Origin of the sequence: Actinoplanes sp. NPDC049668, assembly GCF_044465445.1 — a bacterium.
Taxonomy (GTDB): domain Bacteria; phylum Actinomycetota; class Actinomycetes; order Mycobacteriales; family Micromonosporaceae; genus Actinoplanes.
Window position 1 is genome coordinate 1,046,941 of record NZ_JBITLR010000002.1, and the last position, 24,939, is coordinate 1,071,879.

The following is a 24,939-nucleotide window of genomic DNA, read 5'->3' on the forward strand; positions in this document are numbered from 1 at the left end:
GCGTCGCGGGCCGCTGAACGGCGCCACGACGTACGGGGTGGGATCGCCGCCGTGATGCAAGGGGCTTGGCGGCTGTGGCCGGCGCCACGCTAACACGTCAGTAACACGTGTTAGGTAACTGTTTAGAAACGAGATCTTCCCACCGCCGACTCCGGCCCGTGATCGACTCTTCGGCGCGTTGAAACGTAGCCCTTCGGCCGGGCCAAACCGGACATAAATGACGTAACCATTTACTAAACGCACAACAGGGCGGCTGATAGCATGGCCCGAATTCCGGCCAAGAGGACGCGATGACAGCAAAAGACGCACCCGCCGCCCGGCGCCGCCCCACCTCGCGGGACGTCGCGGCGGCCGCCGGCGTATCCCGCTCGGCCGTCTCCTTCGCGTTCAACGACCCGACCCGGGTGTCCACCGCGACCCGCGAGCGGATCCTGGCCGCCGCCCGGGAGCTGGAGTACACCCCGCCGCCGTCCGGCCGGACGCTGCGCAACGGCCGCACCCAGAGCCTCGGCGTCCTGCTGCCCCACGACATCCCCAAGGTCATGGAGAACCCGTACTACGCCCGGTTCCTCATGGGCCTGGGGCAGGTGTGCACCCGCGAGGGCATGTCGCTGCAGCTCATTCCCCCGGTGGGCGACTCGCTGGTCAAGGCCGTCCGGCACGCCGCGGTCGACGGCTTCGTCGTCTGCGGCCTCGACACCGACCGCGGGGAGATCGCCGAGCTGACCCGCCGGGCGCTGCCCTACGTGCTGGTCGACAGCGGCGCACCCGAGGGCGCGCCCAGCGTCGACATCGACGACCGCGAGGGCGCGCGCGACGTGGCGCAGCACCTGCTGGAGCTCGGCCACCGCCGGATCGCGGTGCTCAGCGTCGAGCCGCGCGCCGACCGGCCGGCGCCGACCTACCGCGACCCCCTCGTACGCCGGATCGCCGGCATCGAGGACGCGCTGACCGCCGTCGGCCTGAGCCGGGGTGACATCACGGTCGCCGAGGTGCCCTGCACCCGGATGGACGGCTACCGCGCGACCCAGGCCATCATGGCCGCCCGCCCGCGGCCGACCGCGCTCGTGGTGCTGGCCGACCTGATGGCGTTCGGCGCGATCGACGCCCTGCACGATCTGGGCCTGGACGTGCCCGGCGACGTCTCCGTCACCGGGTTCGACGACCTGCCGGAGGCGCAGTGGACGCGGCCCCGGCTGACCACCGTGCGCCAGCCCATCGTCGCCAAGGGACGCATCGCCGGCGACTTCCTCATCTCCGCGATCCGCGGCGAGGACCAGCACCAGCACCAGGTCCTGCAGACCGTCCTGATCACCCGCGAGTCGAGCAAGCCGCCGGCGGAGCCGGCCACACCGGACGGCCGGTATCAGCCGGTTCCCGCCCGGACCTGATCGACTCCCCGGGTTTGTACACCGTCGACAAGCCGGCCCCGGCGCGTTGGGGCCCGGCGACTATCGGCGCGATTCATCGCTCTGCTTCGATCTCAAGATAAACCCGAGTACAGCTCGCGTTTGTCGGGAGGGCGTGTGGAGCGGATGACATCTCCCCAGATCAGTCGCCGTCGGGCCTTGGGCGCGGCCGGTGGCATCGTGGCCGGCACGGCGATCGCGCAGACGGCGGGGCTGCCGGCGTTCGGCGCGGCCGCCGCGGCGGACGCGGACGCGATCGTGGTCGGTCACGGCCTCGCCGGCCTGGCCGCCACCGCCGAACTGGTGGCCGCGGGGCGCAAGGTGCTGCTGGTCGACCAGGAACCGCAGGCCAGCCTCGGCGGGCAGGCGTACTGGTCGTTCGGCGGCCTGTTCTTCGTCAACTCCGACGAGCAGCGGCTGATGGGCGTCAAGGACTCCTACGACCTCGCCTGGCAGGACTGGCGGGGCACGGCCGGCTTCGACCGCGGCGTCGACGACCCCGCCGGCCAGGACTACTGGGCGTACAAGTGGGCGCAGGCGTACGTCAACTTCGCGGCCGGTGAGAAGCGCGCCTGGCTCGCCGGGCTCGGCATGCAGTGGTTCCCGATGGTCGGGTGGGCCGAGCGCGGCGGCGGCCTGGCCGACGGGCACGGCAACTCGGTGCCCCGCTTCCACGTCACCTGGGGCACCGGTCCCGCCGTTGTCGAACCCTTCGAGAAGCTGGTGCGCGCTGGCGTCGCGGCGGGCAAGGTGGTCTTCAAGTTCCGGCACCGGGTCGACGAGATCGTCCGGACCAACGGGGCCGTCACGGGCGTGCGCGGCGCGATCCTCGAGCCGAGCAGCGTCGCCCGGGGCAGGCCGAGCTCGCGTACGGTGATCGGCGAATTCGAACTGAGGGCGCCGATCGTGATCGTCACCTCGGGTGGCATCGGCGCGAACCACGACCTGATCAGGCAGAACTGGCCGGCCCGGCTCGGCAAGGCGCCGAGCCGCATGATCACCGGCGTCCCGGCACATGTCGACGGGCGGATGCTCGCGATCACCGAGCGGGCCGGCGGGCGGATCGTGAATCCGGACCGGATGTGGCACTACACCGAGGGCCTGCGCAACTGGGACCCGATCTGGCCCGGCCACGGCATCCGGATCCTGCCCGGCCCGTCGTCGATGTGGTTCGACGCCACCGGCAGACGCTTCAGCGCACCCGACTGGCCCGGCTACGACACCCTGCACACGCTCGGCACGATCGCTGCCTCCGGCTACGACTACTCCTGGTTCGTCGGCACCCAGAAGATCGTCGACAAGGAGTTCGCGCTCTCCGGTTCCGAGCAGAACCCGGACCTGACGAACAAGAACATCTGGCTGCTGCTCAGCCGGATCTGGCAGACCCCGGAACCGATCCAGAAGTTCCAGCGGTACGGCGAGGACTTCGTGAAGGCCGACACGCTGCCCGAACTGGTCGCCGGGATGAACCGACTGACCGGAACCAACCTGATCGATCCGGCACACCTGAAGCGACAGATCGACGCCCGGGACCGGGAGATCGACAACACGTACAGCAAGGACGCCCAGGTGATGGGCATCCGCAACGCGCTCTCCTACCCGGGCGACTCGCTGAGCCGGACCGCCTCCGCGCACCGGATCCTCGACCCCGACGCCGGGCCGCTGGTCGCCGTGCGGCTGAACGTGCTCACCCGCAAGACGCTCGGCGGCCTGCAGACCAACCTGCAGGGCCAGGTCCTCAACTCGTCCGGAACCCCGATACCGGGCCTGTACGCGGCCGGCGAGGCGTCCGGCTTCGGCGGCGGTGGCGTGCACGGCTACCGCTCCCTGGAGGGCACGTTCCTGGGTGGCTGCCTCTTCACCGGCCGCGCGGCCGGCCGCGCCGCCGCGGCGGCCACCGCGTCCTGAGGCGTGTTTCTCCTGGTTGGCGATGTGGCGCGGGTGGATTATGGTCGTGCCGATGTCACGTCGCCGCCGCCTGCACCCGCCTCGCCGCCGCCCGCAGCGTCCCGATCCGTGGCGGACCGCGGAGCAGCCCGCACCGGCCCCGCCGGTCAGCGACCTGCTGCCCTGGCACTCCATCCGGTGGGCCCTGGTCATCAACACCGTGGTCATCTTCGTCGCGGTGGCCGCCGCCGGCCTCGCGGTGGACGAGGACCCGGAGACGATGCCGATCTGGCCGCTGCTGCCGCTGGCGATCCCGGTGGTCGCGGCGCTGCGTGCGTCGCTGCGCCGCTCCCGCGACGTGCTGTCGGTCCTGCGGAACACGCTCCCCCCGATGGCCGCGGTGTTCGTCCTCGGCATCGCCCAGTTGCCGCTGATCTACCCGTTGTGGTTGATCGACGAGCACGCCGTGCCGTACGCGTTCGTCGCCATCTTCGTGGGCACCCTCGTCGGCGGCGGGTCGATCCTGATCCTGCTCCTGATGACCTGGGCATCGCTGTTCTTCGCCGTCGGAGCACCACCCGGGACCAGCGTGCTGCGGCGTTCGCTGGTCGGGCTGTTGTTCCTGTTCATGCTCATGACCGCGTTCGGTGTCGCGCTCGGCGCGGTCGGCCCGCGCGGCCGCTGCATCGGCACGGTGCTCGCCCGGCTGATCTGGGCCGAGCCCACCTCGCCCTGGCTGTGGATCGGCCGCGCCGGCGCGATCGGCCTCGTCGTCGTCGTGGTGCTGATGTACCGGACGTTCCTGCCGTCCGGACGCCGGGCTCCGCGCTAGGCGTGTCCGGACAGCTCGGCGTAGCCGCGGCGCACCGCGACCAGGGACGCCTCGGCGCCGAACGGCGAGCGGGCCGCCACGTCCGGCGGCTCGGCGCCGCCGGCGTGACCCTCGCGGATCAGCCGGTCCAGCTCGCCGAGCTGCTGGTGCTGCGCGCGCACGAACGCGCGGTCCACCGGCGCGCCGTGCCCCGGCACCACGACGCCGTCCGGCGCGACCAGGCCCAGCAGCGCGGCCACCGTGTCCGGCCACTCCAGCGGGTACGCGTCGTCGCCGTACGACGGCGGGGCGCCCTGCTCCACCAGGTCACCGGCGAGGACCACCCCGGCGTCGGGCACCCCGACCACCAGGTCGCCCGCCGTGTGCCCGCGCCCGAGGTGGCGCAGCGACACGGTACGCCCGGCCAGGTCGACGGTCGCCTCGGCGCGCACGAGCCGGTCGGGCACCCGCACGGTGACCTCGGCGAGCCCGGCCGCCAGCTCCGGGTCGCGCGGCAGCCACTGCTCGTACCAGTGCCGTTGCAGGGTTCCGGCGTTCTCGCGCAGCTCCCGGGCGGCCTCCTCGTGCGCCCAGATCGGCGCGCCGGGCGCGGCCAGCGTCGCGTTGCCGAAGCAGTGGTCGAAGTGGTGGTGGGTGTTCACGACGATCAACGGATCGCGGGTGATCCCGCGGATCGCGCGGGCCAGCTCGCCGGCCTGGCCGGCGGTGGACAGCGTGTCCACCACCAGGGCCGCACCGGCGGAGGTGACCAGCGTGACGTTGACGTCCAGCACCGGATACCGCAGGACGTACACCCGGTCGGCGACCTCCCGGAAGCGCATCACATCGTGATTCTGCCAGTGATCAACGGCCCGCGGTCAGGGTGTACGAGCCGCGGGCGCAGCCGGTGACCCGCCAGCCGCCCGGCACCTGCTCCGACGACGCCTCGGTGACCCCGGTCGTCGTCAGGCGGGGCTTCGGGGCGCCGGGCACCCAGATGTCGACCCGGCAGTTCGCGGGGCTGTCGGGGGCGGTGCCGGCGATCCGCAGCTCGCCGATCTGGCTTGAGAAGAGCGACTCCAACCGGCCCGGCAGCGCCCGCGGGAACGCCCTCGACAGCGGCCGGGCGAAGTCCGCCGGCGGCGGGGTCGACGCACCGGTGCGGCAGTCGACGGCGACCAGATTCCCGGAGGTCGTGGCGTCCGCACCGGTCTCGGGCGAGCCGCAGCCCTGCCGCCACACCCAGAACGCGCCGCCGACGCCGAGCCGGTCCTGCGCCGCACCGAGGCGCCACACGTTGTCGCCCTCCGCGGCGGGATTGCCGAACCACCCCCACTCGCCGAGCCACAACGCGGACCTGTAGGCGCGGGCGGCCCGGGCCGACATGGCGACATTCCGCTCGATCGACGCGATCGTCAGCCCGAGGCTCTGGTCCATGCTGATGGACTCGCTGTACGGGTGCGGCGCGAACACCAGCTGCTGGTCGTCGGTGAATCCCGGCGCCGGCGCCGCGTCGAACCCGAGCCCCGACCAGAGCACGCTCGGCTCGAAGAAGACCAGGTGGGTGTGCCCGCCGGCGGCCCGCTCGGCCGCCCGGATGGCCGTGATCGCGGCGTCGTAGTACCGCCCGAGCAGCAGCCCCGAGCTGATCGGCGGGTTGGCACCGATCCCGGGCTCGTTGAGCAGGTCGTAGCCGGCCACAGCGGGCTCGCCGGCGAACGCCTCGGCGACGAACGCCCAGGTGCGTACGAGCTCGCTCTGGATGCCGTCGCGGTCGGTGTAGAAGTTCCCGAACGCCGTCGCCACCGCCGGCGCGAGGTCGCGGGCCATGAACTGGCAGTGCGCGGTCCCGTCGGTGATGGTCGCCCACGCGGGCGCGCCGTCCCAGCCGGTGGTCGGGGTGGTCCCGCCGCCGCACCGCTCGGACGGGCGGGCGAGCGCGTTGCCCCACGCGTCCTCGTGCATGTCCAGCACGGTGTAGATCCCGTGCGCCTTCGCACCGGCCACCGCGGCCTGGACCTGCCGAAGGTAGGACTCGTCGAACGTCCCGCGCCGGGGCTCCAGCCGCGACCACGACATGCCGAGGCGGATGACATTGAAGCCCATCGCCGCCATCTGCTCGAAGTCGCCGTCGGTCGGCGGCTGGGTCGCGGGAACGGCCGGATCCCGCAGGTGGTAGTCGATCAGCTGGTTCACGTTGACGCCCCGCAGGATCACCTGCCGCCCCGTGACGTCGCCGATCGTGGCGAGCCCGCCCGCGGCGGGCGCCGGGTGCACTTGTAGGTACTCCATGCCGCCGGACGCCGCGACCGCCTCGACGGCCGGCGGCCCGGCCGGAGCCGACGCCCCGATCACGGGCACGAGCGCCAGAACGAGCACGCCGATCGCCACGACCGGCACCGACCGCGACCGCAGGCGCCATCCCGCCGCGACCACGACGGCCCCGATGAGGCCGACGACCGCGCCATAGCCGACGCCGGTAGCGACGCTGATCAGCGAGGTGGCGAGCCACCACTCGTCCGGCCCGGCGCCGTCGAGCCGGTTCGACCAGGGCAGCGCGGCGGCGACCGCGCCGGCCACCCCGAGGCCGAGCCCCGCCACCACCGACGCCAGGCCGACGGTCACCGCCGCCGCCGACCGGCCGGCCCGCGGCGGCCGCGGCCGCGCCAGGCGCACGACCCCGGCGAACACCGCCAGGAACACGGCCGTGCCGGCGAGGAAGCCGAGCACGCCGTTGGCCGCGGTCGGCGCGACGACGAATCCGGCGAACGAGTAGCCGACCGGCCCGCCGAGCCACCAGTGCGCCGCCGGCCCGATCGCCGCCAGGCCGGTCACCACCACCATGACCGCCGCGGTGCGGGCCACCGGGTACGGCTCGGCCTCGCCACTCTCGGCGCCGGAGGCCGGGCGCGGCCCGAACCGGGCCGCGAGCGCCGCGCCGGCCGCGACGAGGGGGCCGACGAAGACGAACTTGACCGCCGCGAAGCCGCACGTGCTGAGCGCGTACGTCGCGGCCGAGCCGAGCGACAGGTGCGGACCCAGCATCGGAACGGCCGACGCGAAACCGGTCGCGGCAGTCGCCAGGGCGCCGGCGCCGATCACCGCGATCCAGGCGGCGGCGAACACCCACCTGGCCCGCGCGTACCCGGCGACCAGGAAGGTGGGTACGGCGGTGCCCGCGAGCAGGACCGGGAGGCCGACCACGAGCGGCGCCCACCGGTAGACGCCGCCCGTACCCAGCAGCGGCAGCCCCCGGCCGCCGATCGGCGCGAGCAGGCCCGAGGGGTCCGTGGCGGCGGCGACCGCGAGGACGGCGACGAGGATGACGACGGCGGCCGCGGCGGCCCGGACCCGCGGCGCCGCCCAGCGCGCACGCAGGTACCCGGCAAGGTCAGTACTGGTCATGGTGGACGCGAGTATTACTCGCGTTCCGCGTTTTGTCAGCCCTGGCCCGGCGCGACCGGCCGCTCGCCCAGCAGTTCCGACAGGGCGACCGGCTCCAGGCCGCGTTCGCGGAGGCCGGCGAGGATCCGCGGCAGCGCGTCGTCGGTGTACCGGGCGTTCGCCTCGGTGAGATGCATGATCACGATCGAGCCCGGCCGCACCTGCGACAGCACCGCCCGCACCACCGGCGACGCGCTCCGGGCGAACGGATCGCCGCTGACCACGTCGCCGTCGATCACGGTCACGCCGAGCGGCGCGAGGGCCCGCAGCGCCGCCCGGTCGTGACACAGCCCCGGAAACCGGAAGTACCGGGTCTGCCGGCCCCCGAACGGCTCCAGCGTCCGAAACGTCCGGTCGACGTCGCGGGTCATCTCCTTCGCCGGCAGCGGCGGCAGCGTGTAGCAACCGGGCGTGAACGCGGCGTGCTCGTAGCTGTGGTTGGCCACCTCGAACCGCGGGTTCCCTGCGATCCGGCGCATCACCTGCGGGTACTGCTCGGCCCACTGCCCGGTGACGAAGAACGTCGCGGGTATCGCCTGCTGCTCCAGCAGACCCAGCAGCTTCAGATTCGCGTACGAGGAGACCTCGCCGCGCCGCAGCCGGCCGATCATGGCGTCGGTCATGTCGGCGTCGAAGGTCAGCGCCACCCGTTTCGCCCCGCGGGGGCCGTGCCGGCGCACCGGCGGCAGCGACCCCGGCGGGCGCTCACCGGGCCGCACCGCCGCAGCGGGCGCCGCCTCGAGCGTCGGCGCGGCGGACGGGGCCGACGGGGCCGCGGCCACGCTCGCCGGCAACGCCTCGGGCCGGGCGCCCTCGCCGCCGCACCCCGCCAGCACCACCACCGCGCAGAACGCGACAACCCGCCCCGTGATCGACATGGCCGCAAATATGGCATGCGCAAGCCACAGCGAACGGTCCGGGATGTCCGTCCGGTCTCGATAGGGTCACGGTGCTGCCCGCGCCGACACACCGGAAGGACCTGCCGACCAGATGTCCATCAAGCGTCACGGCCCGCGGACCGCACTCGCCGCCGCCGTCATCGCGGGCGGCACGCTCGCCGGCGGCGCCGCGCACGCCACCCCGCCGGGCCCCGGAGTGTCCGGCCGGATCATCTGGCAGCGCACCGTCGGCGACACCGACTTCATCCGGCGCGAAGTCACCCTTCCCGCCGGGCAGGCCACGGGGTGGCACCACCACGACGGCACCCTCTACGCGCGAGTCCGCCAGGGCACCCTGAGCCACTTCGCCGCCACCTGCGCGTCCGACGGCGTCTACCCGACCGGCTCCACCATCGTGGAACCGTCCGGCCCGGGAAACGTGCACATCGGCCGCAACCTCGGCACCACCCCGGTGGTCCTCGACGTCCTCTACGTCCTGCCGACCGGCAGCCCGCTGTCGGTCGACGACCCGAACCCCGGCTGCGACTTCCAGTAATACCTGCCTGACCTACCTCGAGGACGACTGGGCCGACCTGCGTCCGTCGAGCCTGGACCGCGCCATGGGATCCGCCGCCGCGTTCGCAGCCGGCGCGACATAACGATATATCGTTATGGGCATCGAGGATTGGAGATGTCCATGGACCTGGACCCGGACGAACCCGGAACCCACGTGTACATCGGCCCCGGCGAGCCGGGCAGGCGCCCACCGCTGCCGCCCGAACCTCCGCTGCCGCCCCCTCCCCCGGCACCGCCCGGCCGAGCCGGCCTCCGGGTGCGCAAGGGTGGCGTCCGCATCGCGCTGATCGGGCTGCTCGACGAGGCGCCGAGCAACGGTTATCAGTTGATGCAGTCGATCATTTCGCGCAGCGGGGGGCGGTGGCGCCCCAGCGCCGGATCGGTGTATCCCACCCTCGCCCAGCTCGTCGACGAGGGCCTGGTGACCGGCACCGGCGAGGACCCGGAGCGCCGCCACCGGCTGACGCCGCCGGGCCGCGCCGTGGCCGCCGAGCAGCGATCGGAGTTCGGCGGGCTGTGGCCGGCGGTGCACTCGCCGCGCGGCTCCGGCGCCGCCCGCGTGCGCGAGATCTGCCATCAGCTGCAGCTCACGGCGGCGCGGCTGACCGACGCGGAACCGCCGGAGCGGCTGACCCGGGCAGCCTCGATCCTCGAGCAGGCCCACCACGACCTGCGGCGACTCTTCCCGTCCGCCCCTGCCTCAGGAGAGTAGATGACCGCGCGAGCCGGCACCGCGAACCCGCTGCCCGCACCGGACACCGACCTGCCGCCGCTTCGGCGCAACAGGAACTTCCAGCTGCTCTGGAGCGGATCCGCCTTCGCGTTCCTGGGCAAGGAGGTCACCGACCTGGTCTATCCCCTGATCGTTCTGGGTGTCACCGGTTCGGCCGCCTGGGCGGGCGCGTTCGGCGGGATGCAACTGTTCGTAGCCCTGCTCGTAGGGCTGCCCGCCGGCGCGCTCGCGGACACCTACGACCGGCGCGCGATGCTCATCACCATGGAGGGCGTCCGGGTCCTGGCCTCACTCAGCGTCCTCATCGCCGTGCTGACCGACGCGCTGACCCTTCCCCACCTGCTCCTGGTGGCAGCCGCGGTAGGTGCCGTGCAGCCGCTGGGCGGCTCGGCCCGGATGCTCCTGGTCCGCGCGGCGGTGCCGCCACGGCAACTCACCGCGGCACTGACCCAGGAAGAGGTCCGGACCCACGCGGCGGGCCTGGGCGGTCCACCGCTCGGCGGTTTCCTGTACGCGGCGGCGGCCGTTCTCCCCTTCGTCACCACGGCCCTGTCGTTCCTCATCTCGCTCGTCTGCGCCCTGTTCGTCCGGCTGCCGAAGCAGGCGACCGAGAACCGTCCGGCGGCGCAGGGCACCGTGCTGTCCCGCGTCTCGGCGGGGCTGGCGATGCTCTGGCGCACGCCACTGCTGCGGCACAGCACGATCTTCGCCGCGGCGCTCAACGCGGTGACCGCGCCGCTGATCCTGATCGTGGTCGTGCTGCTGACCCGCGCCGGAGCGTCCCCGGCCATGGTCGGCCTGACCTCGATCGGCCTCGCGCTGGGCGGCCTCGCGGGCACCCTGCTGGTGAAGCCGCTGCACCGGGCCTTCTCGCCGGGGTCCCTGATGCTCCTGCTCGGATTCACCGCGGTCGCCTTCATCGCGTCGCTGGCCCTCCCGTGGGGTCCGTGGTGGACAGCGACGACGCTGTTCCTGCTGGGACTCGGCGGGCCGTCGATGCGCGTGCTGGTCGATGTCCTCATCTTCCGCCAGATTCCCGACGAGCAGCGAGGCCGGGCGTTCTCCGCCTTCATGACCGTGCTCGGCGCCGGCGCCGCGGTGGGTGTCTTCGGCTCCGGGCTCCTGCTGCAACACCTGCCGGGGGCCGGGGCGGTCGTCCTGCTCGCGGGCGTACTCGCCGTCACGGTCGCCTGGGCCGCTCACGATCGGCGCATCCGCGAGGCACGCTGGCCCGAGGAGGCCGCGCAGCGTCCACTTCTTACATGAACCGGTAGTCGAACCAGATCAGCGCCACGAAGAACAGGACGAACTGCGCGATCGATCCGGTCACCAGCGAGAGCACCACGGCCCTCGCACCCACCATGCCGCGCAGCGGCGGGCGGGCGAGCATCCGGTTTCGCTCGTCCTCGTCCATCCGCAGCGCGGGCGCTATCCAGGCGTAGGCGAGCGGGTACTTGGTCATGAAGTAGGTCCGGCCCACAGTGGCTTCGCCGGGAAGCAGCCTCTCCTCGCTCCTGATGGCGACGAACGCCACGGGCAGCCCGTGCGACAGGATCAACATCAGCACGACGATGATGCCCAGCGGTGCCAGGCCCGCGAAAAGGAGCGGAGCCGCCTTCTGCTGGGCCAGACCGTATCCGAACAGCAGCCCGCCGGCCGCGATCAGGAACCCGGTGCACTGGACGAACAGCGTCGTCAGGTGCCGGAACGTCTCGATGGACTGCTGCATCTGCACGCGAAGCGAGTCGCGGTCTTCGGGTTCGCCGGGGGTCATTCCAGAAGGCTACGAGAGGGCTGCCGCCACAGCACCGATCAGCAGGCCGGCTGCCGCACACATCAGGGCGGTGCCGACCGCCGAGTCGATCGCCTCGTAGCCGCCGCTGCCGAACCAGCCCCAGAGCGCACCGATCACCGCGCCCAGGGCCAGTCCGATCAGCGGCCAACTCCCCCGCCTCACGGTTTCCGGTCACCGGTTCCGACATGTTCCAGCGCGGCGAAGAAGCCGGGGATCGCCAGGAACGGACGTTGCCCGTCCTGATCGATCACACACATCTCGATGGCACCGCCGTCCAGCCGGGGCCATGAACCGGCCGGGAAGGTGCGGTCCAGCTCGGGACGGGCGAACCGCCTCGGCGGCGGGATGCCGGCGCCGACGAGCGGCCGTACCAGAGTCGGTATCCGGCCGTGCCCGCCGCCGACGTACTCGAGATAGCCGAGCGGGTCCCCTTCGAACGCGGTCTCCACGAGCAGCACCCGGCCGGGGCCGCCGACCAGGGCCGCGATTCCGTCGGCGACGCTCGAGCGCTTGCCGGGCGCGGTGATGTGCAGGACGCCGCGAACGAAGACGTTGGCCGGTCCGAGCTCGCGGGCCAGGGCTCGCATCGCGTCCGGGTCCGCCGCGTCGAGGACCCGGTACGAGACGCGTGGCTGCCCGGCGGACTCGGCCTCGGCCAGCCGGATCGCGCTGGCCGCCACGTCGATCCCGACGACCACCGGGAACGTCTCGGCCAGCAGCCGGGTGAACCGGCCGTTGCCGCAGCCGACGTCGACCACCGGCAGTGCGCGGTCGAAGTGCCGCTCGGCCTGCCGCAGGCACCAGCCCAGCTCGGAGTCCTCGCCGACGTCCCAGAGCACGTCTCCGCCGGGACCGGTCCGGCGCACGCCGGACCAGAACGTCTCCCAGCCGCGCGGCGAGCGGCGTCGTGATCGGAGCGACGCCCGGATCAGCCCGGGCAGCAACAGGAACTTGCGGATGGACACGGTCTCCTCCTCCCCGCGCCGGCACCCACCTTCATGACCATGGCGATCTCGGCCTACCGGCCGTATCAAGATCGTCCGAACGGGTGGCCTGGCCCGGTGATGTCGAGGTTAGCCTCGGCGGACCATGGATTGAGGACGGTCAAGCTCATGCAAGAGGATGACGCGGAGCCATCGGCCAAACCACTGCGCATCGGTGGATGGCTGCCGCCGGTCAGCGCCGGCGGCCCGGCGCCACAGGGCTCCGTACCCCGTGCGACAACGTCGGTTCCCGGACCGGAGACGGCCGGCCGGTGGTCGACCGCCGGCCGAGCGGGCACGCGGGCCGCGCGGCGCCGGGCGCTGGCCCTGGCGCAACGCAGAGGCGGCGTCATCGGCGCCGCCGCCACGATCGCCGTCCTCGGCGTGGCCGGGGTCCTGGTCGCCGTCATCTCGCCGTCCGAACCCCCGGCCGCGATCGCCCAGCCGCCGCTGCCCGCCGCGGCGGCTCCGTCGCAGGCGGCCCGCCCGTCCGACTCCTCGCCGTCCCCATCACGGAGTTCGGCGACGGCCCCGGCTTCGCACGCCCGCACCGGCCGGCCGTCGGCAACGGGAGGCACGCCCGCCCCCGGGGCCGGGACCGAGTCCGCGCGGCCGGCACCGTTCCAGGCGTCCTACGAGGCGGAGTCACCGCGCAACGTGTTGGGGGGAAAGGCCCGGCCGCTGCCGCGTGACGACGCCTCCGACGGCCTCGTCGTGCGGTTCGTCGGCAACGGCGAGGCCAACTTCCTGCGCTTCACCGGGCTGACGGTGCCCGCTTCCGGCACCTACAACGTCCGGGTGCATTACATATCCGGCGAGCCGCGGGGGGCGACCGTACTGGTCAACGGCCGTCTCGTAGAGAACCTCACGTTCCCGGCCAGCCCCGACTGGTACACCGTGGACGCCCTGGTCCTGCCCCTGACCCTGAAGGCAGGAGCGAACACCATCGAGGTACGCAACGACACCGACTACGCGCCCGACTTCGACCGCATCGACCTGACCCGCTGAGGGTCCCGGCCCTAGCCTCGGTCCAGGACGGCCAGGGTGCCGGGCGGCACCGCGTGCACCGCGTGCACGGGAGTCAGTGCCACCACGGAGCCGTTCGTGGTTGCCACCAGGTCGGCCAGGTCATTGACCCATTGCAGCTGGACCAGGACGGCCAGCGCATCGGTGCCGCGGCCGACCAGGGCGGCGACATCGTCGACGTCCGTACCGGTGATCAGCCCGGACGTCAGGCCACCGAAGCGGTCGCGGCCGTCAGCGAGGTCGGGCACGTCATCGATCTCCATCGAGCACGCCCTGCCGGCGGCGTCGCTGCGGACGACCAAGGCATCAACGACGCGAACGTGACCGATTTCGGTCAGCCTGCCAACGCCATGTCGCTATTGTCGCGCATCGGCCCGGCGCACGCATCCGTCGGCCGAAGAACGGCGAACAACTCCCGCAGACCGTTAAGGATCAGCCCGCCTAGTGGGAGAGGGCCTTGGCGAGTTCGGCCTTGCTCATGGTGGAGCGGCCGGCGATGTGGCGCTTCTTGGCCTCGTTGTAGAGCTGTTCCTTGGTGGGCCCCTGCGCCCCGGTGTGTGAGCGCTTGCCGCCGCGGTGCCCGGAGGACACGTCCTTGAGCGAGGAGCGGCTGGCGGTCTTGGCCTCGCCGGAGCGGGCGCGCTCCTTGTTCACCGTGCGCGCGGCGATCTCCTCGGCGCGGTCGGTGGACTCGCCGCGCTTCTTGGCGCCGGCCTTGATGTGCTGGTACTGGCGTTCCCTCTTCGGGCTCGATCCTGCGGGCATGGCGTTCTCCTTCCGGGATTCAGGACACCATCCGGCCGCGCCGACCGTTGTACCCGGCCCGCGAGCCGGGAAACCAGTCGCGGCGGCACGCGTGTGTCTCCCGGAATCGCGCCGCGCTGGCCGGTGGGCCGGTAATCGGACCGATACGCACCGTACAACGAATTGTGGGGCGGGTTCGCAGCCGTGGAAAGCCGAACCCACCCCCTGCCGCAAGCCCATCTCGAGGAAGGAACGCGACATGCGCCAGCGTAGCCCGATTGCCGACGAGGACCGCGCCATCCGCGACACCGCGGTACGGGAGGCCTGGCCGTACACCGACGCCCGCGCGAACTACGAGATCGCCGCCCGTGCCCGGACGGCGCAGGCCGAGGGCCGGGATCGGCGGGCCGGCTGATGGCGCACACTCCCGCGGACGTCCTCGAGATCAGGCATCACGACGACACCGTGAGCCGGTACGAGGGGGTCTCCTACTGTCCGTGGCGGGGCGGGGTGACCGTCTACCAGGACGGGCGGGAGATCGCCCGCCACGACGATGTGCTGGACACGCGAGCGCTGCGGCTGGCCCCGCGATGACGGCGAGGACCGGTGTGGCGGCGAGGGGTGTCGCCGCCACACCGGTGATCGACCGTCGAGGTCAGCTCAGGCTGAAGCGCTGGTTGGCCTGCCCGTTGCAGTCGTAGATCTGGACCTGCTGACCGTTGCCGGTGCCCCACACGTCGAGGCAGCGCCCGGACTGCGCTCCGGTGATGGTTCCGTTGGAGTTGACGTTCCACTGCTGGTTGGCCTGCCCGTTGCAGCTGTAGATCTGCACGGCCGAGCCGTTTCCGGAGCCCGCGGCGTCGAGACACCTGCTGCCGTACACGGTCAGCTGCCTGCTCGAGGTGAGCGTCCACGTCTGATTGGTCTGGCCGTTGCAGTCGTAGAGCTGTACCCGGGTGCCGTTGTTCTGCGACGCGTTCGGCACGTCGATGCACCTGCCGGACTGCGCGCCGAGGATCCGGTTCGTTCCGGTCGGCGGGACCGAGGGTGTCGGGGAACTGGTGCCACCGCTCGGGGGCGGCGTGGTCGGGCCGGCGGCGTTGAGGGCGTTGAGTACGGAGTTGTAGGCCGCCTTCTTGTTGCCACCGCCGTCGAACAGCAGCGGGCTCTCGCTGGACCGCCACGAGTCGCTGTCCCGCACTCCCCACACGGTGATGCCGATGCAGCGGGGCACGTTGATGCAGGCCTGGGTCAGCCCTGCGTACTGGGAGGTCGAGGCGTTGGTGACGTCGACCTCGGTCAGGGCCACGTCGACACCCAGTGCGGCGAAGCTCGAGAGGGTGGTCTGGAAGTTGCCCGGCAGCGAGCTGCCGCCGGTGAAGTGGGTCTGCAGGCCCACGCAGTCGATCGGCACGCCGCGGGACTTGAAGTCCCGGATCATGTTGTACACGCCCTGCGTCTTGCCGTAGGACCAGTTCTCGATGTTGTAGTCGTTGTAGCAGAGCTTGACCGACGGGTCGGCGTTGCGCGCGGTGCGGAACGCCACCTCGATCCAGTCGTTGCCGGTGCCCTGCAGATTGGAGCCGCGACGGCTGCCGTCCTCGTTGAACGCCTCGTTGACGACGTCCCAGGCGGCCAGCTTGCCCTTGTAGTGCGCCATCACGCCGTTGATGTGATCGATCATCGCCTGGCGCAGGTTGCTGCCGCTGAGGCTCTGCATCCAGCCGGGCTGCTGTGCGTGCCACGCCAGGGTGTGGCCGCGGACCTTCAGGCCGCGCTGGGTCGCCCAGTTGTAGATCTGGTCGCCGGAGTTGAAGGTGAACTGGCCGCGCTGGGGCTGCGTCGCGTCCGGCTTCATCTCGTTCTCGGCCGTGATCATGTTGAACTCGCGCCCGGCGACCGTGGTGTACGTCGAGTCGCCGAGCCGTCCGGCGGCGATCGCCGTGCCGAAGTACCGGCCCGACTGCGCGGCCGCCGCGCCGAGGGTGGACGCCGCCGCGTTCGCCTCCGGCATCGCCAGCACGACGCCGACCGCCGTGAGGGCGGCGGCGGCACCGCCGGCCAGCAGACGAATCCGCAATGATCGGCTCCTCGAGGAGCCGGCGGAGGGGATGGGGGAAATGGTTGTCACGATGCCGCCTTTCTCTATTCGCGTACGGCGCCCGGCATTGGATCGCACAACTCGGGATCGAGAGCGATAGCCTTCAATGCTCTGCGCATGCTGGCACGGGCAACAGTGTCGAAACAATACTTCCGGAAAACTTCCGGAACTTGCTGCGATGTTTGCTCGCGAAGGCGCCGCCCAGGTGAGTGAAAGCGCGAAACAGCGCCCTGGCCAGGCGGTGTCGGTCCGAAAGTTTCTATGGTCAAACCCCGTCAGAGCACCGCATCAGGCGGATTAAACACCGAGAGCGACTCCATCGGCGGCATTGAGATAACACATTTTCAGCACCCGATTTGAGCATCGATAACTGATCGATAGAAAGAATCTGCAGCGCACGCCATTGAGAGCGTGGGAGCGCTCCCGTAGCATGCCGAAAGCAGGTTGTTAACGTTCACTACACAAGGCCCCTTCCCCCATCAGGAGCGTCCATGTCCAGATTCAGAGCGACCGCCGCCGGTCTGGCGTCGGTCGGCGTCGTGCTGGTCGCGTCCGCGGCCGTCGGCCTGGCACCGCCGGCCGGCGCCGCCGCCGCGGGCTGCGCGGTGAGCTACACCGTGTCGTCGCAGTGGCAGGGCGGGTTCGGCGCCAACGTGACGATCACCAACCTGGGTGATCCGCTGTCCGGCTGGACGCTGACGTGGTCGTACGGCGCCGGGCAGACAGTGACCCAGGCCTGGAACACCGCCTTGACGCAGAGCGGCTCCGCGGTGACCGCGGCGAACGCAAGCTACAACGGCTCGGTCCCGACCAACGGCACGGTGTCGTTCGGCTTCAACGGGTCGTGGACCGGCAGCAACCCCGCGCCGACCAGCTTCGCCCTCAACGGCGTGAGCTGCACCGGAGCGACCACGCCGACGACGCCGTCCAGCCCGCCCCCGTCCTCACCCCCCACCTCACCCTCGACGCCGGGGGGCACGTGCGCGCTGCCGTCGACATACCGCTGGACGTCGACGGGTTCGCTGGCCAACCCGAAGAACGGGTGGGTCTCGCTGAAGGACTTCACCAACGTCGTCTACAACGGCAAGCACCTGGTCTACGCGTCGAACGTCGCGGGAGGGTCGTACGGGTCGATGAATTTCGGCCTCTTCACCAACTGGTCCGACATGGCCTCGGCGAGCCAGAACGGGATGAGCCAGGGCACGGTGGCGCCGACATTGCTCTACTTCGCCCCGAAGAACATCTGGGTACTGGCCTACCAGTGGGGCCCGACCGCGTTCAGTTACAAGACCTCCACCGACCCGGCCAACGCCAACGGCTGGTCGGCGGTACAGACCCTGTTCACCGGCAGCATCTCGGGCTCCAACACCGGGGTGATCGACCAGACCCTGATCGGTGACGACACGAACATGTACCTGTTCTTCGCCGGCGACAACGGCAAGATCTACCGGGCAAGCATGCCGATCGGCAACTTCCCCGGCAGCTTCGGCTCGTCCTACACGACGATCATGAGCGACTCGACGAACAACCTGTTCGAAGGGGTCGAGGTCTACAAGGTCCAAGGCCAGAACCAGTACCTGATGATCGTCGAGGCGATCGGCAGCCAGGGCCGCTACTTCCGCTCGTTCACCTCCAACAGCCTGAACGGCTCGTGGACACCGCAGGCCGCCAGCGAGAGCAACCCCTTCGCGGGCAAGGCCAACAGCGGCGCCACCTGGACCAACGACATCAGCCACGGCGACCTGGTCCGTACCAATCCGGATCAGACCAAGACCGTCGATGCCTGCAACCTGCAAATGCTGTACCAGGGCAAGGACCCCAGTGCCGGCGGCGACTACAACAACCTGCCATGGCGGCCGGGACTGCTCACCCTGCGGCGATAGCCGACGGACCGGTGCCGATCGACGCGGCACCACCTACCGGCCCAGACCGGCGGCCAGTTCGGCGACGGTGTGTGCCCGGATGCCGGCGCCGTCGTCGCCGGCGTACGGGCCCGCCACCGCGCGCACGTGGGCCTGGGCGGCGTCGGCGAGGCCGTCGTAGACGGCCCTGAACAGCTCACGGGCGGGTTCGCGCAACCAGCCCCGCGGCAGCAGCCGCAGCGGCAGATGCGGATCGAGAATGGGCAGGCGGCGATAGGTGTCCATGACCTCGGTGCGGGCGCGGACCGCGTCCGCACCGAGGATCGCGCCGGCCCGGGTCTTCGGCAGCGCCGGGCTCCAGCGCCGGATGAAGGACTCGTACTGCCGCGCGATCTCCGCGGTGTCCCACGCGTCGAGGGGGTTTCGGCGGACCGTCGTGTCCAGCTCGACGTGCCGGGCGCGGAACACGGTCACCGTGCCGAGGGTGACCTCGGCGAGCCGGGCCCGGGTCTTCTCGCTGAGGTCGTGCGGGGAGATCCACAGGCCGGCGTAGAGCGGCGCGTAGCCCATCCAGCGCAGCCGGCTGCACAGCGCGCGCCGGAGCGTGCTCTGCTGCTGCGGCAGGGAGAAGGCGATGAGCGTCCAGTGCTCGTCCCACGGTGGCGCCCCGGCGGCCTCGGCGATCGCGCTCCCGCCGATGGTCAGGAACGCGGCGGCCGCCGGCGTCAGGCGATAGAAGCCGCGCCGGCCCTGGCGATGTCCTTCGAGGACGCCGCGGCGAAGGAGCCGGCTGATCGCCGTCCGCGCTCCCGCCGGGCTGACGCCGGCCTCGGCCAGCAGGGCCACCATCGCGGCGCTGGGCAGCCACGCGCGGGTTCGCAGCGTGTAGTCCGCCAGCAGGGTCACGGCCAGACCCTGCGGCGAGTTGCCGGCCTGCCGCCGCGGCAGCCGGACGGTTCCGGCCGGCTCCTCGGGGAAGATCTCGTCGATGTCGTACGGGCTGGTCACGGCGACGGGCTCCCGGAGAAGACGGACGTACGGCGATATGACTATAAGGGTCGAGCCGGCAAATCGATCGACTGATGTCGATTGACAGTTTCCTGACCCGGGTGAAGACTTTCTGTAACACGACGATGTGGACCGGGCCTTGCACGACGGCCACCTCGACGACTTCCCGTTCGCCGAGCGGCTCACCCGCGCGTGCCTCCCCTCCTCATCCGCCACCACGAACCGCGCACGCGCGGAACGAAGGAGACAGGCGATGAAGATCAGACGGAGACTCCTGCTCGCCACGGCCATCTCGCTGGCCGTCGCCGGGCTGGTCGTGCCGGCGACGCGACCCGCGTTCGCCGCGTCACTGACCGAGGTCACCAGCTTCGGCGACAACCCGGGCGGGATGCGGATGCACATCTACGTCCCGGATACCCGTCCGGCCAACCCGGCCATCGTGGTCGCCATGCACGGCTGCGGCGGCTCCGGCCCGGGCTTCTACTCCGGCAGCGAGTTCGCCGGCCTGGCCGACCGGTACGGATACCTGGTCATCTACCCCACCGCGACCCAGCAGGCCGGGTTCGGCAACTGCTTCGACACCTGGTCCGACGCCGCCAAGCGGCGCGGCGGCGGTAGCGACCCGGTGTCGATCGTCTCGATGGTCACCTACGCCCAGCGGCAGTACGGCGGCGACCCGAACCGCGTCTACGCGACCGGCAGCTCCTCGGGCGGGATGATGACCAACGAGATGCTCGCCCTCTACCCGGACGTCTTCAAGGCCGGCGCGGCGTTCATGGGCGTGCCGTTCAACTGTTTCGCCTCCGCCGCCGACTACCCGCCCGGCGCCAGCAGGTGCACCGGCGGCAGCATGGACCGCAGCCCGCAGCAGTGGGGCGACGCGGTGCGGCAGGCCTATCCGGGATACAGCGGAACGCGTCCGCGCGTCCAGCTGTGGCACGGCACCAACGACACCCTGGTGCCGTACTCGCTGCTGCAGGAGGAGATCGAGCAGTGGACCAACGTGTTCGGGCTGAGCCAGACGCCGACCTCCAGTGACACCCCGCAGTCCGGCTGGAACCGCCGCCGCTACGCCGACTCCTCCGGCTCTGTGCAGGTCGAGGCGTACAGCATCCAGGGCGCCGGGCACAGCCTGCCGAGCAGCGGCATGGCCGCGTACGCGATCGGCTTCTTCGGTCTCACCGGCGGCACCACCACGCCGCCGCCGACCACCCCGACCACGCCGCCCACATCGACCACGCCGAGCTCGCCGCCGGCCTCGGGTCCGTGCCGCGTGACGGCCACGGTGAACGCCTGGAACACCGGCCTGACCGAGAGCCTCACCATCACCAACACCGGCACCGCCGCGGTCAACGGCTGGTCGCTGGTCTTCACCCTGCCGGACGGGCAGACCATCACCTCCGGCTGGAACGCCACCTACACACCGGCCTCGGGCCAGGTGACCGCCCGGAACGCGAACTACAACGGCGCGATCCCGGCCAACGGCTCGGTCACCATCGGCTTCCAGGCCACCCACACCGGCAACACCGGCAAGCCCGGCGCGTTCACCCTCAACGGCAGCGGCTGCGCGACGGCCTGACAGGCAGGGGTGCCGCCGGTGGATCCGGCGGCACCCCCGCTCACCCCCGCGTGCGCCGGGTCACGCGGACACGGCGCAGGTCATCGTCGGGGTGGACGGCGTGCCCGAGGCGAGGAACCCGAACGTGGTGGAGGCCCCCGCGGCGAGACTGCCGTTCCAGGTCTCGTTGACGACCTGCTGAGCGCCGCCGCTGGAGGTGTGGCGGCCGCCCCACACCTGGGTGACCGACTGACCGCCGGCGAACGTCCAGCCGACCCGCCATCCGGTCAGCGCGGCCGCGCCGGCCGTCACGGTGACCTCGGCCTGGAATCCGCCCTGCCACTGACCGACGACCCGGAACCCGGCGGTGCAGGCACCCGGCTGGGCGGTGGGCGGCGAGCTGGGTGTGGGCGGCGTGGTCGGCGAGGTCGGCGGCGAGGACGGTGTGGTGCCGGGCAGCGCCGTGAAGAACTTCCAGATCTCCCCGCCGACCCAGGTCCGGGCGGCGTTGGGCGAGGTGGAGCCGTCCACCGGCTCCGGCGTGTGGTCGCCGTCGAACGCCGCCCACACCACCGGGTATCCGGCACGGCAGCCCGCGTACGCGGTCACGACGTGGGTGAGGCTGCCCTGCGCCGGCTCGGGCGGATTCTGCGACATGCATCCGTTGTTGCGCACGAACGTGTCGCGGATCGAGCGGCCCATCGAGATGTTCAGCACGCTGTCGTGGGTGCCGTGGATCCCGAGGTAGGCGACCGGCTGCGTGCCGGGAGCGCAGCCGCTGAGGTTGGCGCCGGAGAGCACCGCGACCGCGCGGAACACCGCCGGGCGGGCGCACGCCACGGCGTAACTCATCGAGCCGCCGTAACTCCAGCCGAGGGCGAACAGCTGCGAGGTGTCGACGCACAGCTCGCCCTCGATCAGCGCGGTCAGGTTGTCCACCAGGGTCAGGTCCCGGCCGCCGGTGTTCGCCCAGCCGTTGTCGAGGCCCTGCGGCGCGACGAAGATCGCCGAGTTGTTCGACAGCTGCTGGAGTCCGTAGTAGCCGCCGCCGGCCACGTTGGCGGCGGTTCCGTTCAGCCAGTGGAAGGCGAAGATCAGCTTGTACGGTCTGTTGCGGTCGTAGCCGTCCGGGACCCGGAGGATGTACGTACGGTTCTGGCCCCCGCTGGAGATGGTGCGGGTGCCGCTGGTCAGCGTCGGCGCCTTGCCGCACCCGGCGGTCGGCGCGGCAACGGCGGGAATCACCGCCACCGCGGCCAGGGCGATGCCGGCCGCTACCGCAAGGCCGACGAGCTTTCGAATGGACATGACGAAACCTTTCGGGACGGGGAATTGCGGCAGGAGAGGAGACTTGACTGGCGGAGGTGAGCGTTAACAAGGGGATTGTTCCGCATGTTACGGGAGCGCTCCCATGAACTCAAGCAACCGGCCTGAGCAGCGGTTTCTGGCATCGATGCAGACATAACGCTTTTCCGCCAGAGCGTTTTTCCGCATTGCGAAAACATCAACATTCAATAGATGCCAGTGAATTGTATGAAAACCGCACTGCACCTCCGTACGCTTCATAACGGTTTTTCAGCAAGGACTTCCGGTAGCCGTGTGCGGGATTTGCTCCTTGAACGCCGGGGACACGCGCTCGTAACATGCGGATGCTGAAAGTGAGCGCTCGAGGCAGGACGTTTCGTGACCCAGCTATCCCGTACCGAGGAAGTGGCTGTCGTCACCGCGGCACGCGCCGGCGACAGCGGCGCGATGAGCGAGCTGGCCCGGTGCCACCTGCCGTTCGTCTACCGCCTCGTGTGGCAGGCCATGCCCGGCGATCCGGACGTCGATGACGTCGTACAGGACATCATGCTGCGCGCCTTCCAGCGGCTGCCCAGCCTGCGCGACCCGGGGAGCTTCCGGCCCTGGCTCGCCGCCACCGCCTTCCGGCAGATCGCCGTCCACCGGGCCCGGGGCAACCGGCGCGAGGGACGGGCGGCGCCACTCGACGACGCCATCGGCCGGCCCGACGCGGCCGCCGAGGTGGAGGGCCCGGCGCTGCTGCGGGCGGACCTGGCCACGCAACGCCGGCAGATCGGGCATGCGACCCGGTGGATGGGCACGCGCGAGCGGGCCGTCTACTCACTGTGGTCGTTGGAGACGGTCGGCGAACTGACCCGCGTGGACACGGCCAGGGCCATGGGCGAGAACGTGGCCAGCACCGGCGTACGGGTGCAGCGCATGCGGGAACAGCTGGAGCTGAGCCGCAGGGTCGTCGCCGCGCTGGAGGCCTCGCCCGGCTGCACCGAGCTGGAGGGCGTCGTCGCCGGCTGGGACAGCGTCCCGAGCGCGTTCTGGCGCAAACGGATCGGCAGGCACGTTCGCTCGTGCCCGGTCTGCGCCCAGGCCACGGGCGACCTGGTGCCCGTCGAGCGGCTGCTCGCCGGGCTTGCCCTCGTCACCGCCCCGGCGGCGCTGGCCGGCGCCGTACTCGCCAAGACATTCGCCGCCGGCGGCGCGGGTCACGGCGCGACGGCGGGCGCGACGAGCGCGGCGACCTGGCTCGGCGGTGCCGCGCAGGCGATCGGGGCGCACCCGGTGGTGGCCACGGTCGGCGCGGTCGTCCTCGCCGCCGGCGTGGTCGTGCCGACGAACGGATGGACGGCGTCCGGGCAGCCCCGGCAGACCATCTCGCCCGCGCCGAGCCGGCCGGCCGGGCTGCTCTCGGCCGGCCGGATGTCCCTCGAGTCGGCCGAGGCCGCTGGGAGTTATGTCTCGGCCTCCGGCGACCGCGGACTGCTCACCCAGGTCGGCCCGTCGAGTGGCGCCGCCGCCCGGCAGCAGGCCACCCTGCTCGCGGTCGCGGGGATCGCCGACCCGGCCTGCTCGTCGTTCCGCGGGCAGGACGGTCGCTACCTGCGTCATTCGTCGTTCCGGCTGCGGATGAACCCGGACGAGGGCACCGTGCTGTTCCGCCGGGACGCGACCTTCTGCCCCCGCGCCGGGTTCACCGCCGGGTCGATCGCCCTGGAGTCGAAGAACTACCCGGGCTTCTTCGTACGCCACCTCGGCGCCGAGTTGTGGATCGACCAGTACGACGGGAGCGCCGACTTCCGCGCGCAGAGCTCGTTCTTCATCCGCGGCCCGCTGGCCTGATCCGCCCCAGAACAGCGCGGGAGGCGCGTCAGCCCTTACAGTCGGAGGTGGGACGACTCGGAGGTGGGCGGCGATGGCCAGGCATGAGCGGGTCGAACGACTACCGAAGCAGGCCTACGAGGCAGAGTTGTTTCGCCTTCAGGGTGAGCTCGTCAAGCTGCAGGAATGGGTGAAGGTGGAAGGCGCCCGGGTCGTCGTCGTCTTCGAGGGACGGGACGCGGCCGGCAAGGGAAGCACCATCAAGCGGGTCACCGAGTATCTCAATCCCCGCCTCGCGCGTATCGCCGCGTTGCCCGCGCCGACCGAGCGCGAGCGCGGGCAGTGGTACTTCCAGCGCTACATCGAGCATTTCCCCGCCGCCGGGGAGATCGTGCTGTTCGACCGAAGCTGGTACAACCGGGCCGGTGTCGAACGGGTGATGGGTTTCTGCAGCACCGAGGAGTACATGCGCTTCCTGCACCAGTGCCCGATCTTCGAACGACTGCTGACCGAGGATGGCATTCTGCTTCGCAAGTACTGGTTCTCGGTCAGCGATCACGCACAGGAGGAACGGTTCCGTTCCCGCCTGCACGATCCGATGCGACGCTGGAAGCTGTCCCCCATGGACCTCGAGTCGATCAGCCGATGGGAGGACTACTCCCGGGCCAAGGACGAGATGTTCCTGCACACCGACATTCCCGAGGCGCCCTGGTACGTCGTCGAGAGCGAGGACAAACGGCGGGCGCGCATAAACATGCTCGCCCATCTGGTCTCCACGATTCCCTACCATGAGGTGCAACGCGTGCCCCTGTCGTTGCCGCCTCGACCGCCGTCAAGCGGCTATCGGCGAACTCCACGCGAGATGCAGAAGTTCGTACCGGACCATGCCGGGTCGCTGTCGACCCGGTCAGCGGTCGCGGAGTCGCCCCCGGCGAAGGCCGCCAAGGAAGAGTCCCGCAAGAAACGCGCGAAGGCGGGCCGCTCGTAACCACGGCACCGCGCTCCGG

The 24,939-nt window shown here is 71.2% G+C and carries 24 protein-coding genes; 13 read left to right on the forward strand and 11 right to left on the reverse strand.

All coding sequences use genetic code 11. The annotated features are described in order from the left end of the window. The first annotated feature begins 290 nt into the window (after nucleotides 1-290). The 3 genes from ACIBSW_RS11560 (at nucleotide 291) to ACIBSW_RS11570 (ending at nucleotide 4,128) form a co-directional block, all read left to right on the forward strand. The gene (locus ACIBSW_RS11560; protein ID WP_354722262.1) at nucleotides 291-1,391 is read left to right on the forward strand and encodes a LacI family DNA-binding transcriptional regulator; all 1,101 of its coding nucleotides are present in this window, start codon (nucleotides 291-293) and stop codon (nucleotides 1,389-1,391) included. 144 nt (nucleotides 1,392-1,535) lie between these two features. After that, nucleotides 1,536-3,317: an FAD-binding dehydrogenase gene (locus tag ACIBSW_RS11565; RefSeq protein WP_354722261.1), complete on the forward strand. Its 1,782-nt coding sequence runs from the start codon at nucleotides 1,536-1,538 to the stop codon at nucleotides 3,315-3,317. Nucleotides 3,318-3,369: 52 nt separating this feature from the next. Then, entirely contained in the window at nucleotides 3,370-4,128 is a 759-nt protein-coding gene (locus tag ACIBSW_RS11570; protein WP_354722260.1) for a hypothetical protein, read from the forward strand. Here ACIBSW_RS11570 and ACIBSW_RS11575 read toward each other — a convergent pair. Genes ACIBSW_RS11575 through ACIBSW_RS11585 form a run of 3 tightly spaced genes read right to left on the reverse strand, consistent with a single transcriptional unit; the run spans nucleotide 4,125 to nucleotide 8,429 of the window. Next, nucleotides 4,125-4,949, reverse strand: a complete 825-nt coding sequence (locus ACIBSW_RS11575) for an MBL fold metallo-hydrolase (RefSeq protein WP_354722306.1) — start codon at nucleotides 4,947-4,949, stop codon at nucleotides 4,125-4,127. The genes ACIBSW_RS11570 and ACIBSW_RS11575 overlap by 4 nt on opposite strands. A 22-nt stretch (nucleotides 4,950-4,971) precedes the next feature. Next, nucleotides 4,972-7,512: a cellulase family glycosylhydrolase gene (locus ACIBSW_RS11580; RefSeq protein ID WP_354722259.1), complete on the reverse strand. Its 2,541-nt coding sequence runs from the start codon at nucleotides 7,510-7,512 to the stop codon at nucleotides 4,972-4,974. 35 nt (nucleotides 7,513-7,547) lie between these two features. Next, a complete protein-coding gene (locus ACIBSW_RS11585; protein WP_354722258.1) occupies nucleotides 7,548-8,429 on the reverse strand; it encodes a polysaccharide deacetylase family protein in 882 nt (293 codons plus the stop codon). Between the two features lie 112 nt (nucleotides 8,430-8,541). Between ACIBSW_RS11585 and ACIBSW_RS11590 the strand changes: the two genes are divergently transcribed. The 3 genes from ACIBSW_RS11590 to ACIBSW_RS11600 all read left to right on the forward strand — a co-directional run bounded on the left by ACIBSW_RS11590 (nucleotide 8,542) and on the right by ACIBSW_RS11600 (nucleotide 11,004). Next, nucleotides 8,542-8,985, forward strand: coding sequence for a cupin domain-containing protein (locus ACIBSW_RS11590; RefSeq protein ID WP_354722257.1), 444 nt, complete (start codon nucleotides 8,542-8,544; stop codon nucleotides 8,983-8,985). A 135-nt stretch (nucleotides 8,986-9,120) separates the two neighbouring features. After that, a complete protein-coding gene (locus ACIBSW_RS11595; protein ID WP_354722256.1) occupies nucleotides 9,121-9,717 on the forward strand; it encodes a PadR family transcriptional regulator in 597 nt (198 codons plus the stop codon). Further along, nucleotides 9,718-11,004 carry an MFS transporter gene (locus ACIBSW_RS11600; protein ID WP_354722255.1) on the forward strand — a complete coding sequence of 429 codons (1,287 nt, stop codon included), beginning with the start codon at nucleotides 9,718-9,720 and terminating at the stop codon, nucleotides 11,002-11,004. Here ACIBSW_RS11600 and ACIBSW_RS11605 read toward each other — a convergent pair. The 3 genes from ACIBSW_RS11605 to ACIBSW_RS11615 are packed head-to-tail and all read right to left on the reverse strand — an operon-like array spanning nucleotide 10,997 to nucleotide 12,498. After that, nucleotides 10,997-11,512, reverse strand: a complete 516-nt coding sequence (locus tag ACIBSW_RS11605) for a hypothetical protein (protein WP_354722254.1) — start codon at nucleotides 11,510-11,512, stop codon at nucleotides 10,997-10,999. The two genes, ACIBSW_RS11600 and ACIBSW_RS11605, sit on opposite strands and share 8 nt — an antisense overlap. A gap of 9 nt (nucleotides 11,513-11,521) precedes the next feature. Beyond that, on the reverse strand, nucleotides 11,522-11,695 hold the full coding sequence (locus ACIBSW_RS11610; RefSeq protein WP_354722253.1) for a hypothetical protein: 174 nt from the start codon (nucleotides 11,693-11,695) through the stop codon (nucleotides 11,522-11,524). After that, nucleotides 11,692-12,498 carry a class I SAM-dependent methyltransferase gene (locus ACIBSW_RS11615; protein WP_354722252.1) on the reverse strand — a complete coding sequence of 269 codons (807 nt, stop codon included), beginning with the start codon at nucleotides 12,496-12,498 and terminating at the stop codon, nucleotides 11,692-11,694. Before ACIBSW_RS11615 ends, ACIBSW_RS11610 begins: the two co-directional genes overlap by 4 nt. A 147-nt stretch (nucleotides 12,499-12,645) precedes the next feature. Here ACIBSW_RS11615 and ACIBSW_RS11620 point away from each other — a divergent pair, with 147 nt between their 5' ends. Continuing rightward, nucleotides 12,646-13,524, forward strand: coding sequence for a CBM35 domain-containing protein (locus ACIBSW_RS11620; RefSeq protein ID WP_354722251.1), 879 nt, complete (start codon nucleotides 12,646-12,648; stop codon nucleotides 13,522-13,524). Nucleotides 13,525-13,535: 11 nt separating this feature from the next. Here ACIBSW_RS11620 and ACIBSW_RS11625 read toward each other — a convergent pair whose 3' ends face one another. Together ACIBSW_RS11625 and ACIBSW_RS11630 are read right to left on the reverse strand one after the other, a co-directional pair. Continuing rightward, entirely contained in the window at nucleotides 13,536-13,880 is a 345-nt protein-coding gene (locus ACIBSW_RS11625; RefSeq protein WP_404799319.1) for a DUF6325 family protein, read from the reverse strand. Between the two features lie 103 nt (nucleotides 13,881-13,983). Beyond that, the gene (locus tag ACIBSW_RS11630) at nucleotides 13,984-14,307 is read right to left on the reverse strand and encodes a plasmid stabilization protein (RefSeq protein ID WP_354722250.1); all 324 of its coding nucleotides are present in this window, start codon (nucleotides 14,305-14,307) and stop codon (nucleotides 13,984-13,986) included. A gap of 238 nt (nucleotides 14,308-14,545) precedes the next feature. Between ACIBSW_RS11630 and ACIBSW_RS11635 the strand changes: the two genes are divergently transcribed. Together ACIBSW_RS11635 and ACIBSW_RS11640 are read left to right on the forward strand one after the other, a co-directional pair. Beyond that, complete coding sequence (locus ACIBSW_RS11635) at nucleotides 14,546-14,701, forward strand: hypothetical protein (RefSeq protein WP_354722249.1); 156 nt, start codon at nucleotides 14,546-14,548, stop codon at nucleotides 14,699-14,701. Beyond that, nucleotides 14,701-14,880 carry a hypothetical protein gene (locus ACIBSW_RS11640; RefSeq protein WP_354722248.1) on the forward strand — a complete coding sequence of 60 codons (180 nt, stop codon included), beginning with the start codon at nucleotides 14,701-14,703 and terminating at the stop codon, nucleotides 14,878-14,880. The genes ACIBSW_RS11635 and ACIBSW_RS11640 overlap by 1 nt, the downstream gene beginning before the upstream one ends. Before the next feature lie 61 nt (nucleotides 14,881-14,941). Here the strand turns inward: ACIBSW_RS11640 and ACIBSW_RS11645 are convergent, their stop codons facing one another. Further along, nucleotides 14,942-16,366 (reverse strand): endo-1,4-beta-xylanase, encoded by a 1,425-nt coding sequence (locus ACIBSW_RS11645; RefSeq protein ID WP_354722247.1) that lies wholly within the window; start codon nucleotides 16,364-16,366, stop codon nucleotides 14,942-14,944. Between the two features lie 512 nt (nucleotides 16,367-16,878). Between ACIBSW_RS11645 and ACIBSW_RS11650 the strand changes: the two genes are divergently transcribed. After that, nucleotides 16,879-18,270: a non-reducing end alpha-L-arabinofuranosidase family hydrolase gene (locus ACIBSW_RS11650; RefSeq protein ID WP_354722246.1), complete on the forward strand. Its 1,392-nt coding sequence runs from the start codon at nucleotides 16,879-16,881 to the stop codon at nucleotides 18,268-18,270. A gap of 33 nt (nucleotides 18,271-18,303) precedes the next feature. Here ACIBSW_RS11650 and ACIBSW_RS11655 read toward each other — a convergent pair whose 3' ends face one another. Further along, nucleotides 18,304-19,257, reverse strand: a complete 954-nt coding sequence (locus tag ACIBSW_RS11655; RefSeq protein ID WP_354722245.1) for a PaaX family transcriptional regulator C-terminal domain-containing protein — start codon at nucleotides 19,255-19,257, stop codon at nucleotides 18,304-18,306. 253 nt (nucleotides 19,258-19,510) lie between these two features. Here ACIBSW_RS11655 and ACIBSW_RS11660 point away from each other — a divergent pair, with 253 nt between their 5' ends. Continuing rightward, the gene (locus tag ACIBSW_RS11660; protein WP_354722244.1) at nucleotides 19,511-20,836 is read left to right on the forward strand and encodes a PHB depolymerase family esterase; all 1,326 of its coding nucleotides are present in this window, start codon (nucleotides 19,511-19,513) and stop codon (nucleotides 20,834-20,836) included. Between the two features lie 60 nt (nucleotides 20,837-20,896). Here ACIBSW_RS11660 and ACIBSW_RS11665 read toward each other — a convergent pair whose 3' ends face one another. Next, entirely contained in the window at nucleotides 20,897-22,123 is a 1,227-nt protein-coding gene (locus tag ACIBSW_RS11665; RefSeq protein WP_354717904.1) for a cellulose binding domain-containing protein, read from the reverse strand. Nucleotides 22,124-22,498: 375 nt separating this feature from the next. Here ACIBSW_RS11665 and ACIBSW_RS11670 point away from each other — a divergent pair, with 375 nt between their 5' ends. Further along, complete coding sequence (locus ACIBSW_RS11670; protein ID WP_354717902.1) at nucleotides 22,499-23,953, forward strand: AbfB domain-containing protein; 1,455 nt, start codon at nucleotides 22,499-22,501, stop codon at nucleotides 23,951-23,953. A gap of 73 nt (nucleotides 23,954-24,026) precedes the next feature. Continuing rightward, the gene (ppk2, locus tag ACIBSW_RS11675; protein WP_354717900.1) at nucleotides 24,027-24,920 is read left to right on the forward strand and encodes a polyphosphate kinase 2; all 894 of its coding nucleotides are present in this window, start codon (nucleotides 24,027-24,029) and stop codon (nucleotides 24,918-24,920) included. The last annotated feature ends 19 nt before the right edge of the window (nucleotides 24,921-24,939 follow it).